Below are 15,676 nucleotides of genomic sequence, written 5' to 3'. Positions count from 1 at the left end.
CTTCAATTGCTTTGCTAATACAAAATGTGGAAGTGATACAGTGGAAGTTACTGTATATTTATTAGATACCAGTGATTCAATTTATCAAAATAAACGACGTAATGCTAAATACTCAGAATTGTTTAAGTGTTTTTGTGTTAAAGCGGCAACTGGTCATGAAATTGACGATATTGCGTTTAAAACAGGCGATTATGGGAAACCTTTGTTGTATAGGCCATATAACAAACACTTAAATATTTCGCATACGGATGGTTTTTCGGTTTGTATCGTTAGTGACATGAATGTAGGTATTGATATAGAAAAAGTAGAACCTATCGACTTAACGATTGCCAAAAATTATTTTGCGCAGGCTGAATATCAATACATCAAGAAAGATAACAATGAACAAGCACAGTTGAACCGTTTTTTTGAAGTGTGGACATTGAAAGAATGTTATATCAAGATGCTTGGAACTGGAATATATAAAGCGTTAGATAGCTTTTCAATTACGCCAGAAGGACACACTTATAAGATGATTGAATTAGTAAATAATCAAGAACAACGTTTATCCAGTTTTCATAAATTATTATTTAATCAATATGCATTATCAATAATTTTAGAAACTGCTAATCAAGATATAAAAGTAAATTTCACAGACATCACACATACATTTAATGCAGAATGTATATGTTAAGGGGCGAGAATATGGCAAAGACAACATTATTTTGTATTCCGTTTGCAGGGGGAAGCAAAACCTTATATTATCCGTTGAAAGACAAATTACCGAGCCACATCCAATTTAAACCATTAGAGTTACCTGGTCGTGGTGAAAGACTGATTGAAGATGCACTAGATAGCATCGAAGACATGGTTGATGATTTAGCAAATCAAATTGTTAAAGAAGAGCCAGAAACATTTATCCTACTTGGTTATAGCTTAGGAACTATTTTAGCTTATGAATTATATTACAAATTAGATGAACTAGGTTATAGACCTGAGCATATGATTCTCTGCGCAAGTGAACCTATAGGCTGCATAGACCGTAACAATAATATTGCCAATATGACTGACGAAGAATTTAAGCAATTTATTAAAGATAAAGGCGGTACACCAGAAGAGGTATTAGCTCACGAAGAACTATGGGAACTTGTAAAACCTTCTTTAAAGAATGACTTCTTAGCAATAGATTACTACGATAATAAGCCTAAAGCTGAAAAAGTAAAAGCAAATATTTCTGTCTTTGTTGGAAAACAAGATAAGATTTGTGATCAAGATATCTACAAGTGGTCAGATTTAACGAGAGGCCAAGTTGATTATCAATTTTTCGATGGCGGACATTTCTTTATCAATAACCAATACGATGGATTCAGTGAAAAAATCAAACTCGTCTTAAATCACTAATTGTGATGATTGAGTGATATGTGATATTTTATGCGTTGAATTGTTGAAAGATGAAAATATTACTATGAAATGTGTATTTATAGTTTAGAACATATTGACAAATGTCATATAATTTTATACTATTAGTGGTGCACATATACACACACGTAAAGATTTAATACAATATTTCACACATATTATAAATCTTTTAATAATAGAAACGTATAAACATGAATCGCCATAGAGTGATTGATAAAGAACGCATATGAACGTTATAAAAAAATAATCAACAAGGGAGGCAGTTAACCATGGCAGGTGGACCAAGAAGAGGCGGACGTCGTCGTAAAAAAGTTTGTTACTTCACAGCAAACGGAATTACACACATCGACTATAAAGACACAGAATTATTAAAACGTTTTATCTCAGAACGCGGTAAAATTTTACCACGTCGTGTAACAGGCACTTCAGCTAAATATCAACGTATGTTAACTTTAGCTATTAAACGTGCTCGTCATATGGCATTATTACCATATGTTAAAGAAGAACAATAATAGTTATTGTATCTGAAAAAACCCCGTAGGCATAGGCTTACGGGTTTTTTTGTGTTTCTAGAGTTTGTGAAATTAGAGTTATGCTGGGAAGTTAACATTAGATCTATTAAATTTCTGGGTTGATTAAATAAAAATTGCTAATTGACTTATGATCATGATGTTGAACTAGCTGTGAAATATAAATTACTAGTTTAAACAAAAAGCACTAACTATTCATTAGGTTGAGTAGTTAGTGCTTTTCTGAAGTTAAAACCCCCAAATTAGAGGTGGGTCTGCTTCGTAGTCTTTTTTATTAAAATCAGAAACTTTATTTTCGTTACTAATTTATAAAATCTTTATAATTATTATCTCATTTTAAGTAATGTATTTAAAGGGTATCATGTTGTCTTGTCTTAATGAAATGGATTTTTGATAGTAGAAAGATTTTAAGAGTATGTTTTGAAAGCAAGAGACCATCTTTAAGGATAAATCATTTTTTGCAGAAACCAGTTGTATTCGCGTTAATAAATGAAATATACATAGCAGATTCGCTCACTCGTTTTTAGAGCGGATCTGCTATGTTCGTGTATTGATTCAATTAGTTGTCTATCTTGTCTAATGCAGCCTCTGGTACTTGTTGTTTCTGTACTTCTTTATAACTTTGGGTATCACCTAAACGTATTTCAAGTTTTAAGTAATGATTTGGTTTTAATTTATGCTCATTAAATGAGTTGAACTTAATTTCTTTTGTGTTACCTTGATGATTGGCTGAAATTTGTTTATAAGTATAGCTAATAAATTTTTGCCCATTATCTGCATAATTAACGTTTTTTTTGATTGGTTGTTGTATTTTGACGTAATAATATTCGTTGTGAATTAAAGGGTTAAACTTGGCGTAATCGCGTACTTTATTATTATCTTGATGATTTTCTGCATACAGTTTCCACCCAAATAATGCTAAAAAGATGAAAACGAACAATAATAAGATAGGTAATATGAGCTTGTAGAGTAATCTCAAAAATAATTCCTCCTTAGAGAGATTTATAATTATATTCTAGAGATTTGTATATATGATATCTACAATTTAATGTGACAATATACCTTACAAAAATGTAATTAATATACTGCGTATTGTTATTAATGAAAAAGACAATTTCTATATAATTACAATAGAAATTGTCTTTTTACGCGAAAGCGTGCTTTGTGTAATGAATGTTTCATGTTATAAAGTTGTTATTTTTTATTTGTCTGTTCCTTGATACCTTTAGTTACAGCTTCGGCAAAATCATAAATATTGTGTCTGTAGTGACTTGTGTTTTCACGTGTTGAACGATTTAACTTACCATCTTCAAAAAATTGCTTTCTGTATTTAGTCGATATTTCTATTTGTACACCAGAACCACTATCATTTTTATTTATAATGTTATGTTCTGAATCGCCATTAACGTAGCGTGGACTTTTTTTAACATTAAAGCCTTCCTTTTCAAGGTGCTTAGTAATAGATTTTGCCATTTTCTTATCTTTTCCACCAATATAAACGGCTTTGTTGTCTTCTTCAATACCATGAATAGAAATGGCTTCGTTTGATTTATACACCATTTCCGTTAACTTAGGGTCATCAAAATTTGTTGAGGTGATGTGGAGTTTCTTATTGTTTGATGGTAATAAACCTTCGAAGCTATATAAATTATAATCACCTTTTTTAGAAATGATTTTGGCTAATTCTGATGTGCCTGGTTCAATCCCTCCACCGTGAATTGTGGTGATAAGAATGTCTTTATTATTCGTTGTTTTAGTATTAATTTCCCAGTCTTTATGTGCTTTCGTGTCTGCTTTGAGTGCTGCAAAATCTTTGTAATAGTCGTTATTTGCTGGTTGGTCTTGTTTCCAGATATAGAGTATATATAATACTAAACAAATGATTATTACAATAGTTAACATGATTACATAATATAGGTAATCCTTTATAATACTTCTCATTTAAAGCTCCAAACGATTTAGAATGATTGATTACAAGATTATAACAAATACAATTATAATAAGATATTGTTATTTGTTTACAGTTAGGTTAAATCGATTATTATATTGAAAAGTATGTGTTTAAGAATAATACAGTTTATAGATATCCTAAAGTGTATTATTTAACTTCTTTTACCGCAAAATAATTATCTTCTGGATCGGCAAAGTTAAACACTCTACCCATTGGTAAAGTCATAATATCGCCGACTGTAATATCATTATCATTTAAGTGTTGATACAGTTCATCAAATTGTGTAGTTGCAAATATCAGTGATGGGGTTGCAGTACTTACGCCCATATCCATTTCATCAACCTTTTTCTTGTCTTGGAGGACAATAGCAGTTTCTGCTTGATCTTGTGGTAATAATTTAACTACACGCATGCCCATCTCTGCTGTGTCTTCTGAAACGGTGAAATTCAAGTGTTCAGTCCAAAACTGCATCACTTTATCATGATCGTAAACATAAATCATTACTTCATCTAATCTTTTTAACATATAAATCATCTCCTAAAATGTATAGTTGTAATTACAAATTAGTATATAAAATTAGTTCAGTTTTACAAAATATTATGAGGGTAGATTTATTAATATATTGTCACTTTTATAAAGAAGCAAAATAGTTTAACTTAAATATAGTTAGAAATAAAGAAGGGATAGTGGATATATGGATATTCAAACTCAGATGCAAATCAATGTTCCAGCCAATAAAGCTTATGAAGCATTTGTCAATCCAGAGGAAATTTCAGGATTTTGGTTTTCTCATAGTTCTGAAAGATGGGAAACAGGAAAAACTATTACACTAAAATATGCTGAATATAATGCAGAATTAGATATTGAGATTGTTCATATGGAAGAAAATCGCTTAATTCAGTTTACATGGGGAAATCATCCTGTCGACATACATTTTGAGGAAAATGACAATGGCGTTATTGTGACTACAATTGAACAAGATTTTGACAAAACTGAAGTAGAGCAATTGTTAGGACAAAAAGAGGGATGGGTCTATATGTTAAGTTGTTTGAAGGCATATCTAGAGTATAATGTGAAATTTAGAGCAGCACTGTTATAGTTAAATATGAATCAGGAGTTGAGCAGAATTGATCAATGTATGAAAATACGGAAGGTCATTCTACAGAAACTCCTGATTTTTTAAATATAAATAATTAATCCTATTAGAGGTTCATTTTGATGATAGCACCAATAAGCCAGAATACGCCGACAATCAAACAAATAACGCCAAAACTAATATAACTTTGTTTCTTACTCACATCTTTGCGCTTAGGTGTAAATTTATTAATGATTAATAATACGACACCAATAATGATCAATAGAATAGCAAAATATAACATTGATATCCCTCCTTACTGCATAGGTGAGAGCAAGGCTATTTATTATACATGTACCCGTTAAAATATATAGATAACTTATTAAAGCTTTACATATAAAAGTGTTTCTGAATCAGTTTTACTGTAGTGATTTTAACAGGAATTTTTTATTAACCATGTTAAACTGTTATTAATCAATGCATAGTCATTAAATAATAAATTTATAATGTCAATTTTAAATAATGTGAAATATGTATTTGATTCAAATGTAAGGATAAGGTGGTTGTTTGATATGGTATTGAAATACGAATATCAATTTAATATAAATGATGTGGAAGATATGATGGAGGTATACCATTCTAATGGTTGGGAAGGGCATTCGCAAGAAGATATTATCAAAATATTTAATATTAGTACACATGTTATTATCGCAAAAAAAGATGCTAAAGTAGTTGGATTTATACGTGCATTGTCAGATGGTGTGTTCAATGCAGCGATATATGATTTAGTGGTTCATATAGATTATCAACAGCAAGGGATAGGTAAAGCAATGATTAATCTGATGCTTGAACATCTAGGGGAATTGTCATGTGTGCATTTAATTTCTACTACAGGTAATGAAGCTTTATATGAGAAAATGGGCTTCAGAAAATTGAAAACTGGCATGGCGATTTATCAAAATCAAAAATTAAAAGATGAGTATACTGTGTAAGATTTACAGTAATACTCATCTTGGATAAATAACTTTATGATTATGATAAGGCATGGTGACGACTCACGTCCTCATATGTGAATGTTTTCAATAAAGAGCAACCTAATGGATGTTGACCGTTATCTACATGCTCATTTATTTCTTCTAAAACATCCAAAATTTCATATTCAGGTGTAGTCACATCGAAACTATATTTAAAAAGTTGTTTTTTATCTGATAATACCGTAGCGACTAGTTCGTCATTGTGCATTTTATAATTTAATAGTTGCATATTAATTCCCTCTTTCTCTAAATTTTATAATTCTAATTGATAAATTGAACTTGAAGTAGAAAACTAATACAAACATTACTTAAATTAGAATTATTATAATGTGACTCTTATTATACATGAAAAAGTACAAAATGTAGAGAGTTTTGCTTAAATAAATTAAAATAATTTTAATCTAGAGTATATAAAACGGGTGAAACGCTTTCATTAAATTAAAATAATTATAATGTATGAAATTGAATGATACTAGGTTGAATTATAATTAACTATTTGCTAAGATATAATGAAATTTAATAATAGCTTTCTAGGGTTCCGCAATGTAATTACAATTGGTCTGGTCCGAGAGAAAGCCACATTTTAAATGTGACACGGAAGGATAAAAGCCTGGGAGATAGTAATTTTTACTGTTTCCCAGGCTTTTTTATTTATTTAAGGAGGAATTGAGATGAATTGGATTAAGATTGTTATTGCAGCTATGTTTGAGGTAGGTTGGGTAGTTGGTTTGACGCATGCATCGTCAGCAATTGAGTGGTTATTGACTGCAATTGCTATCGTGCTGAGTTTTTATCTATTAATCAATGCGTCTAAAAGTTTGCCTGTTGGTACGGCATATGCAGTATTTGTTGGATTAGGAACAACAGGTGTTACGATATTTGACGTTTTAGTGTTTGCACATGGTTTGAATATTGGAAAAGTGATTCTAATTTTCACTTTATTACTTGGCGTAATTGGATTGAAGTTGGTTACAAAAAATAAAGGAGAGGAAGTATAATGATGTGGATTATTTTAGTTTTTGCTGGGATATTTGAAATGTTAGGTATTAATTTTTTGAATGCTTATGTCAGTTATCGTAAGAAAGTTAACTTATTAATGATGTGTGTAACATTTATATTGAGTTTTATTCTACTTTCAGTAGCGATGAGTGAGTTACCTATGAGTACAGCATATGCTGTATGGACTGGAATAGGTGCTGTAGGTGGAACTTTGTTGGGGATGATATTTTATAAAGAGTCTAAGGATATAAAGCGAATATTATGTATTGTGGTAATTCTTGCAAGTACTGTAGGATTAAAATTATTAAGTTAAGATAGTTAATAAGATATAAAAAGTCTGTCAAAATAGGAAAAAGCGACGCCTTAAGGCATCGCTTTTAGAGTAATATGTTCATGAATATAAAAGACTAGTAGTCGGTTCCCAACTACACTTATAATATATCAAGTTTTAAACAAATACACAATGTAAACGCTACAATTTTTTTAATTAATTTTATTCAACTTTTTGAAAATGTAATTGATTTCAGCATGATTTTTCAGATACTATTGCACCAGTATGGGTTGATTGATAGGATAAATGAATAGGAGGTGTATATGATGGAAGGACTCGCAGCATTTATAACCATCACACTAATGATCATTATTGTTCCTGGTCCTGATTTCTTTGTAGTAATGAAGAATTCTATTACATCAGGTAAAGGAAATGGCGCAATGGCAGCATTAGGTATAACGAGTGCACATGTATGTTATTCTTTATTAGCAGTGTTTGGAATTATTTTTATCTTAGCGAATATGTATTATGTATTTTTAGTTATTAAGGTACTTGGTGCATGTTATTTAATTTATTTAGGTATTAAAAGTATTATTACTGCAAGGCAAGGGATGGACTTCTCCCAGGATCATATGCAAGCTAAACAAATTAGCTATTTAAACTCTTATCGACAAGGATTTTTAAGTACATTATTAAATCCGAAAGCTTTATTATATTACATAAGTATTTTGCCGCAGTTTATTACGGCTGGTGATGGTGTTTCTACACAAATTGCCATTTTATCAGCAATAGTGACTACAGTTATATTGGTGTGGTTTATTTTCTGTGTATATATTTTTCAATATATTAAATTATTATTTAACAACAGAAAAGTAAAAGCTATATTTGATTATGCGGTAGGTGCTATATTAATCACGTTATCAATCAATTTATTATTTAGTAAAAGTAGTTAATCATTGTTATATATTATTAATTATGTGACTAAGTGGTCGATCTTTGTAAGTCAAAGTATGGACCGCTTAGTCTATTTTTATATTTGCTAGTGGTAAACTGAAAATGAAATAATTTAATTATAAAAAATAAAACACTATATTATTAAAAAGTCACAATTTATCTACATATTAATTTTCATAGTTATTTATAATGTTGAAAGAGAGGGGGTAATAGGTTGAAGAATACATTTAATCCACTACAAAGATTGCACTTTTACGCGGCATTATTTATAACACCATTGCTAATTACCTTGACGATATCAGGCATTGGTTATTTATTTTATCAAGAAGTTGAAAATAATATTTATAAAACTGAATTTTTCGGAGGTAGTTCGAATAAGACACATCAATCTATGAATCAAGCTATTGATGATGTGGAGAAAAAATTCGATGGTTTTTATGTTAGTAAGGTTAGTATACTAGACGAACCTTATAATAAGAGAATTACATTAGATGATATGGCAGGTAACCAAAGGTATGTCTTTCTAGATCATAATAATCAAATTGTTGCTGATCAGAATGCCAAACATACATACGCGAATGTCCTTAGAAATATACATAGTTCTTTATTTACAGAGAATACTGTTATTAATTATTTAGTTGAATTAACGGCATGTTGGACGATCTTTATGATTATTTCGGGGACTTATTTACTAATTAAGAAAAAACTCATTAGCAATAAAAGTAAACAATTAAAGTTTCAAAAATGGCACGGCATTATTGGCGTAATCATTGCAATACCTATATTTGTACTTGTCCTGACTGGTTTGCCATGGTCAGGCTTTATGGGAGCTAAAATTGCAGATGTTATGAATAATTCGGGTAGTTTAGGTCAATCTGAATTGGCAATTAATCCACCTAAGTCAGATGTCAACGAAATTCCTTGGGCGACAAGAAGTAACAAACAACCAGCATCTGGTGAGCATGCAGCACATCATGGTGGAGGTGCTATGCCACAAACAGATTTGAAGCATCAAATTTCTTTAGATAAAGTAATCAAAAATGCTGAAAAAGATGGTTTTAACAAACCATTTTCAATCGTTTATCCATCAAGCGTAGAAGGTACATTCACTATTTCTAAGGGTAGTAATACAGGTGTTACAGGTCTAGATGTTTCTCCATATGATGAAAAAACATTATATATGGATCAATATAATGGCAAAGACTTAGGACAAGTGAAATATCAAGAATATGGCATTATTGGTAAATGGTTTACTTGGGGAATTCCTTTGCATGAAGGACACTTATTTGGTGTTGCTAATAAAGTGATTAATCTATTGGTTTGTCTTGCATTACTAGTAGCTATTGGCTTTGGATTTACTTCATGGATTAAGCGTTTGAAAGGAAAGACGGTTAAAGTACCTCATAGAGTTAAAAAGCCAATGTCATTACCAGTAATTGTATTATTAATTATTTTAGGCATTTTAATGCCATTATTTGGCTTTTCACTTATTATTGTCTTTATTATTGAATTGTTATTGTATTTGAAAGATAAGAAAAAGCAATCAACAAACTAATAAGTTAAATAAAAAAAGAACCAATATCTAAGCATAACGTAACTGAACATTGTTGGGATTCCAACAGTGTGTTGTAGACGTATTATGAGCTATTGGTTCTTTTTAATATTTACATTTTCATATCCATCTCGTGAATCTTCATCATTAGACCATGAGGAATATCATCGTGCTTTACGACTTGCATTTTGTAAAATGTCTTGCCATCATCTTTTGAAACGAGTTTAACAAAATCGCCTTTCTTAGGTTTGAAATCGCTATTCGTTTTTAGCTTTACATTATGTGTTACAAGGCCATCTTTTTCACTTACAACCTTTTCAGCTGTGTTACTATTTTTCATATAACCGTAGTATGTGCTTTTCTGACTTGAAACGACCATAGTAATCGTCACGACAATTCCGATGATAACGAGTACACTTATTAAAGCTAAAGTAAGTTTATTTTTCATTATAATCTGTCTCCTTTTGTTCATCATAATAGATATTAAAGGATTCGTATATAATGATTTTTAAAGTTTTAAATATTGTCAAATTTAGTTAATTACAAAGTTTATTTGAAATGATTTTCAATTTAAGGATTAAAAAAGCTTGATTCAGAAGTTAGTACACTTACACCTCTATATACATTTTTAATGGTATACCACACTGTCGCAAATGCCAGTAGGCACGCAATGATTATCACAATAATAGTGATCCAATTATTAGTTGCATTTTGCATTAATGATATCCCAAATGAACCAGTTAATAATGCAATGATTGGGCCTAAATACGTAATGATATGATAAACAAGAGACTTAGATGCATGTTGTGAAGTTGGCTTATCTGCAAAAATCCAAACAATAATAGGAACTATGATAGGAGCAAAAAATAAACTAAAATAACTGATAGATGCTAAGACATGATTTCCTTGGGGTGCAGATTTATAGTGATTACTGTTAATTTTTTCCATTTAATTTCACCTCGTGTTAAAGATTATCAAGAATATAAGACTAAATATAGTGTTTGGAAGTAATATTACAATTCTGTTAGTTTTAAATCGGTTAAATGTGACAATAGAATAATATATTGAAAATGGAGGAGTAGAAATATGAAAATATATTTAATAAGACATGGAGAATCACAATCTAATTATGATAAGAAGAACGGTAATCATTACTTTTGTGGTCAAATGGATGTGCCATTAACGGAAAAGGGTGAACAATCTGCTGTTGATTTACAAACGTATTTTGCAGATAAAGAGATTGATCATGTATACCTTTCTGATTTGACGAGAACTAAACAAACGGCTCAAGGTATATTTCCTAGTGATAAAGTGCCTAAAACGGAAACGCCTTTATTGAGAGAGCGTTCATTAGGAAAATTTGAAGGAGAAATGGTTGATGAATTAGAACAATCGACAGAATTTGCGCAATATTTTAATGATGAAGCATATAAATATTTCCGCCATAGCTTTAGTCAAAAGGCGCCAGAAGGTGAAAGTTATGCTGATGTCTTATATAGAGTGGAACAGTTTTTCAAAAATGAGGTACAAGCGCAAGATGATAATATTGCTATTGTGGCACATCAAGTCGTTATTCGTTGTATCCTTGTTTATTTTGGTTATGAATCTAAAGAGAGTGCCGTTGATACAAAAGTAGAGAACTGTGTGCCTTATGTCTTAGATATTAAATAATGTTATACAGAAAGTATGGGTATTATCCCTTTCTAATTTTCCAAATGAGGGAAGGGGTTGTTCTGATGAGCTGTTTCCTTAGGGGATAGGATGGGCTGACAATTATAAGCTGAGTTGTCCCATAGGAAAGCGAGCCAATAATTCGTAATATGAATAAAAAGAAGCACTCAGATAAATTGAATTATCTGAGTGCTATTTTTCTGGAATTTATGTGCCAGAGTGTTTAATATTTTTTAGCTGCTGTTAAGCTTTCATGAAATCCTTGGAATATCGTGTTTATATTGTCTAAAAAACTACCAACTATTACCGCAAGTATGACATAAGTAATGCTTAGTGCAATTGATTTAAATGATATAACACCATATTTTTCTTGTTTCTCAAAGAGATAATAAGCTATGAAGACAGCAGCCATTGCTCCAAATAAGATAGTTAAAATCATAATTATGGAACCTCCCAATTTTTAATACGATCGGCTGTGCTTCTCATTAAATAATTAATTGCCTAACTTGCCATTATCATAACAAATTACTATTTGAGAAAAAAAGGGATATTGTATTAAAAAACCTTACAATCATGTAAGGTTTTTTACGAATATAAGACAACGAAGATTGTTAAAATATACATATTTTAGGCTTGAAGCAATGTATATCTAGGAATCATCGTTGTCATCATTTTGTAATTAATCTGTCAATAAACATTTTTTAGCCAACACAACGTTGTTAATCGTTACTTTTTAAGTAATAACTTACAATGTTATTTAGTTGATTGTCACCATTTAGCCATTATTTGTCGATTGCTTTTGTAGGTAAATCTTTTGATTTTAGGAATTTTTTGATTTTATCTTGTTGTTTCCCGTTTACATCACCAGCAAATTTTGTTGAAACATCGACGACATTGAGTTCATTTTGAGGTTGATAATCTAATTCTTCGATAGCTTCATCGGCATCTTTAATTGTACTGTTTAAGGCAGTGAAATATTTGTGAATACGCTCTACATTTTCTTGATAACCTTTAGGTAGTGTGTTGTTCTTGATAAATTTCTCGAAACGTACATCATTTTTAACTGCTAAATGTGATAAGTTTGATAAACGTTTTGCTTGTGCATCTGTAATTTTCTTATCTGAGTTTGATTGTTTATCTAATTTATACTGAATTAAGTATTTATTATCCAAAATATCTGAATTGACAGCTAAATACTTTTTGATTGCTGCATTCATTTCTTGTTCGCTAATTTTTTGGCCCTTTTTATCTGTTTGGAAAATATCTTTTTCAGTTAGTGTTTTAACATTTTTTGGCGCGTGTCTTTCACTATGTTGGTGGTCGTTATCTTCTGAATCACTATTTGAACATGCCGCAAGCATCATAGTTAAGACTAAAACTAACGATAATAGTATGCTTTTCTTCATAAATTAATACTGCTCCTTTGAAAATAATGGTACGTATATAAACAACGAAGTTCAATGTTTAAACGCATTTTATAAAATTATAACTTAAGCGTATCATGTAGTGCTATTTATTTGAATATGCTATGAAATAATAAATGCACAATCTCTTGAACAAATAAGAAGATGTGCCATTTTTATAACAAAGTGAAGATTCTAGAATGAATTTATCATTAAAGAAATAGTATGAATAAAGTGGTATATTAAAGTGCAACAACTGCATAACTCATTACGTATACGCGTAGTCTTATAAAATAATTTATGTATATAACAAGAAGAGTCGGTGAAAATTAAATTTATAATTTCCATCGACTCTTTTGTGATAGGATTTAGTTCCTATATTTATTTATATTTAAAATTGATAGGGTGATGATTAATGTCGAATGATATAATCAAATGCGTTTAATGCTGCATTGGCACCGGCACCCATTGAAATAATAATTTGTTTATTTCGATCATCGGTAACATCACCAGCGGCAAAGATACCTGGGATGCTCGTCGCATTTTTACGATCAATCATAATTTCGTTAGCTTGGTTTAACTCAACGTAATTGTCGAGCCATTCAGTGTTAGGCAATAAGCCAATTTGTACAAAAATACCTTCTAATTCAAGTGTTTGTTCTTCGCCACTATTCTTATCTTGGTACTTAAGACCTGTAACAGCACCATCTCCAAGAACTTCTGTTGTTTGGGCGTTCTTGATTACTGTTACATTTGGTAAAGAAGTCAGACGTTCTTGTAAGACTTTATCGGCTTTTAAGTTTGCATTTCTTTCTAGTAAGGTAACATGTTTAACAATACCTGCTAAATCGATTGCTGCTTCAACGCCTGAGTTACCACCGCCGACAACGGCTACGTCTTTGTCCTCAAATAAAGGACCATCACAGTGCGGGCAGAATGCAACGCCTTTATTGATTAATGCTTCTTCACCTGGTACCTCTAATTTACGCCAACGCGCACCCGTTGAAATAATTACAGTTTTACTTTGTAATTGTGCGCCATTATCTAACGTAACATCGATACCGTGGTCTGTCTTTTCTATTGCACTTGCGCGTATACCAGTCATCACATCAACATTATATTGATTGATATGGTCTTGTAGCGCAGATGAGAACTTCGGTCCATCTGTTTCTTTAACAGTGATGAAGTTTTCAATTGCGGCAGTATCATTAACTTGACCACCAATGCGGTCAGCTACGATGCCCGTACGCAATCCTTTTCTTGCAGTATAAATCGCTGCACTACCACTCGCAGGGCCACCACCGATGATTAAGACATCGTATGGATCTTTATCGTTAAACTCTGCTGGGTCAGCCTTACTACCTAAACTAGATAAGATATCTTGAATCGTCATACGACCATTACCGAATTCTTCACCATCTAGGAAAATAGCTGGTACAGCCATGATATTTTCAGATTCTTCTCTGAAAATAGCACCATCAATCATTGTATGAGAAATATTAGGATTTAATAAACTCATCAAGTTTAAAGCTTGGACAACGTCAGGACATTTTTGACAAGTTAAACTAATATAAGTTTCAAAATGTAGTGGACGGTCTAATGCTTTGATTTGATCAATAACTGCTTGTTCTTCTTTAGGAGCACGACCACTCACTTGTAACAATGCTAATACGAGTGAATTAAATTCATGTCCCATTGGAAGACCTGCAAACGTAATGCCAGTTTCTTCAGTTGGTTTATTTACTGAGAAACTAGGTGTACGTTTCAGTGTTGATTCTTGTATTGAAATGCGGGGTGACATTTCAGCGACTTCTTCTAATAATTGCTTTAATTCCTTAGATTTGTCATCTGATCCAATGCTTGCATTGAGTACAACGTCACCCTCCATTAATTGAAGTAATTGTTGTAATTGTGATTTAAGTTGATCATCAAGCATTTAAATCAATGCCTCCTTAGATTTTACCTACTAAGTCAAGACCAGGTTGTAATGTTTCTGAACCTTCTTCCCATTTAGCTGGGCAAACTTCACCTGGATGTTGACGCACGTATTGTGCTGCTTTAATTTTGTGTACTAATGTGCTAGCGTCACGACCGATACCGTCAGCATTGATTTCTGCTGCTTGAACGACACCATCAGGGTCAACGATGAATGTACCACGTTGAGCAAGACCAGCTTCTTCATCTAATACATCAAAGTTACGAGTGATAGTTTGAGAAGGGTCACCAATCATAGCATATTGGATTTTGCTGATTGCATCTGAATGGTCATGCCATGCTTTGTGTACGAAATGCGTATCAGTTGATACTGAATAAACATTAACGCCTAATTCTTGTAATTTATCATATTGTCCTTGTAAATCTTCTAATTCAGTTGGACATACAAATGAGAAGTCTGCTGGATAGAAGCAAACAACACTCCATGAACCTTTTAAGTTTTCATCTGAGATTTCGAAGAACTCATCTTTCTTTGGATCATAAGCATTTGCTGTAAATGGTAAAATTTCTTTATTGATTAAAGACATAAAAACATCCTCCTGATTATTTTCTTAAAATTTGATTAGAATTACTGAAAAGTAGATTGTTATGATTACTTAATTATAATAATTCTAATCTCTATGTTTTACATTATTGCATTTATTATATGTTTCGTCAACAATGTAAGCTCGTAAGTGAAAAGAGTAAAATAACGCCATATAAATAGAATTTAATATAAAATGGCTAAGTCAGATTAGATCGTTTTACAGTGTATTTCACACTACTAATACTAGACTTATAGTTCATAAATAACCAAGTTATTCTCAACTAAACATATAAAATTGAGAACTAAAGGTAATGATT

Annotated in this window: 21 protein-coding genes and 1 riboswitch; of the genes, 10 read left to right on the top strand and 11 right to left on the bottom strand. The window is 31.3% G+C overall.

The window, feature by feature from the left end:
* Positions 1-40 precede the first annotated feature (40 nt).
* The 3 genes from SH09_RS15750 (at position 41) to rpsR (ending at position 1,910) form a co-directional block, all read left to right on the top strand.
* Entirely contained in the window at positions 41-673 is a 633-nt protein-coding gene (locus tag SH09_RS15750) for a 4'-phosphopantetheinyl transferase family protein (protein ID WP_052495386.1), read from the top strand.
* 11 nt (positions 674-684) lie between these two features.
* Positions 685-1,380: a thioesterase II family protein gene (locus tag SH09_RS00305; protein ID WP_042737619.1), complete on the top strand. Its 696-nt coding sequence runs from the start codon at positions 685-687 to the stop codon at positions 1,378-1,380.
* Positions 1,381-1,667: 287 nt separating this feature from the next.
* Positions 1,668-1,910, top strand: a complete 243-nt coding sequence (gene rpsR, locus SH09_RS00300) for a 30S ribosomal protein S18 (RefSeq protein WP_042737618.1) — start codon at positions 1,668-1,670, stop codon at positions 1,908-1,910.
* A gap of 577 nt (positions 1,911-2,487) precedes the next feature.
* On the opposite strand, the gene SH09_RS00295 is transcribed toward rpsR, so the two are convergent.
* The 3 genes from SH09_RS00295 to SH09_RS00285 form a co-directional block, all read right to left on the bottom strand.
* Entirely contained in the window at positions 2,488-2,907 is a 420-nt protein-coding gene (locus tag SH09_RS00295) for a YxeA family protein (protein ID WP_042737617.1), read from the bottom strand.
* Positions 2,908-3,122: 215 nt separating this feature from the next.
* Entirely contained in the window at positions 3,123-3,869 is a 747-nt protein-coding gene (locus SH09_RS00290; protein ID WP_042737616.1) for a poly-gamma-glutamate hydrolase family protein, read from the bottom strand.
* A gap of 157 nt (positions 3,870-4,026) precedes the next feature.
* Entirely contained in the window at positions 4,027-4,404 is a 378-nt protein-coding gene (locus tag SH09_RS00285; protein WP_042737615.1) for a VOC family protein, read from the bottom strand.
* 169 nt (positions 4,405-4,573) lie between these two features.
* Here SH09_RS00285 and SH09_RS00280 point away from each other — a divergent pair, with 169 nt between their 5' ends.
* Positions 4,574-4,978, top strand: a complete 405-nt coding sequence (locus tag SH09_RS00280) for an SRPBCC domain-containing protein (protein WP_042737614.1) — start codon at positions 4,574-4,576, stop codon at positions 4,976-4,978.
* A 103-nt stretch (positions 4,979-5,081) separates the two neighbouring features.
* On the opposite strand, the gene SH09_RS16820 is transcribed toward SH09_RS00280, so the two are convergent.
* Positions 5,082-5,258: a hypothetical protein gene (locus SH09_RS16820; protein ID WP_162846361.1), complete on the bottom strand. Its 177-nt coding sequence runs from the start codon at positions 5,256-5,258 to the stop codon at positions 5,082-5,084.
* 268 nt (positions 5,259-5,526) lie between these two features.
* Here SH09_RS16820 and SH09_RS00275 point away from each other — a divergent pair, with 268 nt between their 5' ends.
* A complete protein-coding gene (locus tag SH09_RS00275; protein WP_042737613.1) occupies positions 5,527-5,946 on the top strand; it encodes a GNAT family N-acetyltransferase in 420 nt (139 codons plus the stop codon).
* A 40-nt stretch (positions 5,947-5,986) separates the two neighbouring features.
* Here the strand turns inward: SH09_RS00275 and SH09_RS00270 are convergent, their stop codons facing one another.
* Positions 5,987-6,217 (bottom strand): hypothetical protein, encoded by a 231-nt coding sequence (locus SH09_RS00270; protein WP_042737612.1) that lies wholly within the window; start codon positions 6,215-6,217, stop codon positions 5,987-5,989.
* A gap of 290 nt (positions 6,218-6,507) precedes the next feature.
* Positions 6,508-6,607, top strand: a riboswitch (guanidine-I (ykkC/yxkD leader).
* Between the two features lie 52 nt (positions 6,608-6,659).
* On the opposite strand from SH09_RS00270, the gene SH09_RS00265 reads away from it, so the two are divergent.
* The 4 genes from SH09_RS00265 (at position 6,660) to SH09_RS00250 (ending at position 9,767) form a co-directional block, all read left to right on the top strand.
* Positions 6,660-6,986 (top strand): DMT family transporter, encoded by a 327-nt coding sequence (locus tag SH09_RS00265; protein ID WP_042737611.1) that lies wholly within the window; start codon positions 6,660-6,662, stop codon positions 6,984-6,986.
* Positions 6,986-7,300, top strand: a complete 315-nt coding sequence (locus SH09_RS00260) for a DMT family transporter (protein ID WP_042737610.1) — start codon at positions 6,986-6,988, stop codon at positions 7,298-7,300. The genes SH09_RS00265 and SH09_RS00260 overlap by 1 nt, the downstream gene beginning before the upstream one ends.
* 284 nt (positions 7,301-7,584) lie before the next feature.
* A complete protein-coding gene (locus tag SH09_RS00255; protein ID WP_042737609.1) occupies positions 7,585-8,211 on the top strand; it encodes a LysE family translocator in 627 nt (208 codons plus the stop codon).
* 215 nt (positions 8,212-8,426) lie between these two features.
* Entirely contained in the window at positions 8,427-9,767 is a 1,341-nt protein-coding gene (locus SH09_RS00250; protein ID WP_042737608.1) for a PepSY-associated TM helix domain-containing protein, read from the top strand.
* A 109-nt stretch (positions 9,768-9,876) separates the two neighbouring features.
* Here the strand turns inward: SH09_RS00250 and SH09_RS00245 are convergent, their stop codons facing one another.
* Positions 9,877-10,212 carry a DUF4889 domain-containing protein gene (locus tag SH09_RS00245; RefSeq protein ID WP_042737607.1) on the bottom strand — a complete coding sequence of 112 codons (336 nt, stop codon included), beginning with the start codon at positions 10,210-10,212 and terminating at the stop codon, positions 9,877-9,879.
* Between the two features lie 122 nt (positions 10,213-10,334).
* Positions 10,335-10,712, bottom strand: a complete 378-nt coding sequence (locus tag SH09_RS00240; protein ID WP_042737606.1) for a DUF4870 domain-containing protein — start codon at positions 10,710-10,712, stop codon at positions 10,335-10,337.
* A gap of 138 nt (positions 10,713-10,850) precedes the next feature.
* Here SH09_RS00240 and SH09_RS00235 point away from each other — a divergent pair, with 138 nt between their 5' ends.
* Positions 10,851-11,435 (top strand): histidine phosphatase family protein, encoded by a 585-nt coding sequence (locus SH09_RS00235; RefSeq protein ID WP_042737605.1) that lies wholly within the window; start codon positions 10,851-10,853, stop codon positions 11,433-11,435.
* Positions 11,436-11,658: 223 nt separating this feature from the next.
* On the opposite strand, the gene SH09_RS00230 is transcribed toward SH09_RS00235, so the two are convergent.
* From SH09_RS00230 to ahpC, 4 genes are all read right to left on the bottom strand, one after another.
* Positions 11,659-11,874 (bottom strand): hypothetical protein, encoded by a 216-nt coding sequence (locus SH09_RS00230; protein ID WP_042737604.1) that lies wholly within the window; start codon positions 11,872-11,874, stop codon positions 11,659-11,661.
* 343 nt (positions 11,875-12,217) lie between these two features.
* Positions 12,218-12,841, bottom strand: a complete 624-nt coding sequence (locus SH09_RS00225; protein ID WP_042737603.1) for an NDxxF motif lipoprotein — start codon at positions 12,839-12,841, stop codon at positions 12,218-12,220.
* Positions 12,842-13,250: 409 nt separating this feature from the next.
* On the bottom strand, positions 13,251-14,774 hold the full coding sequence (ahpF, locus tag SH09_RS00220) for an alkyl hydroperoxide reductase subunit F (RefSeq protein WP_042737602.1): 1,524 nt from the start codon (positions 14,772-14,774) through the stop codon (positions 13,251-13,253).
* 16 nt (positions 14,775-14,790) lie between these two features.
* The gene (ahpC, locus tag SH09_RS00215; RefSeq protein ID WP_042737601.1) at positions 14,791-15,360 is read right to left on the bottom strand and encodes an alkyl hydroperoxide reductase subunit C; all 570 of its coding nucleotides are present in this window, start codon (positions 15,358-15,360) and stop codon (positions 14,791-14,793) included.
* Positions 15,361-15,676: the final 316 nt, after the last annotated feature.

Source organism: Staphylococcus gallinarum (assembly GCF_000875895.1).
Classification (GTDB): Bacteria; Bacillota; Bacilli; order Staphylococcales; family Staphylococcaceae; genus Staphylococcus; species Staphylococcus gallinarum.
Note: the sequence above shows the minus strand (reverse complement) of the source record. Positions and strands in the feature narration are given on the sequence as shown.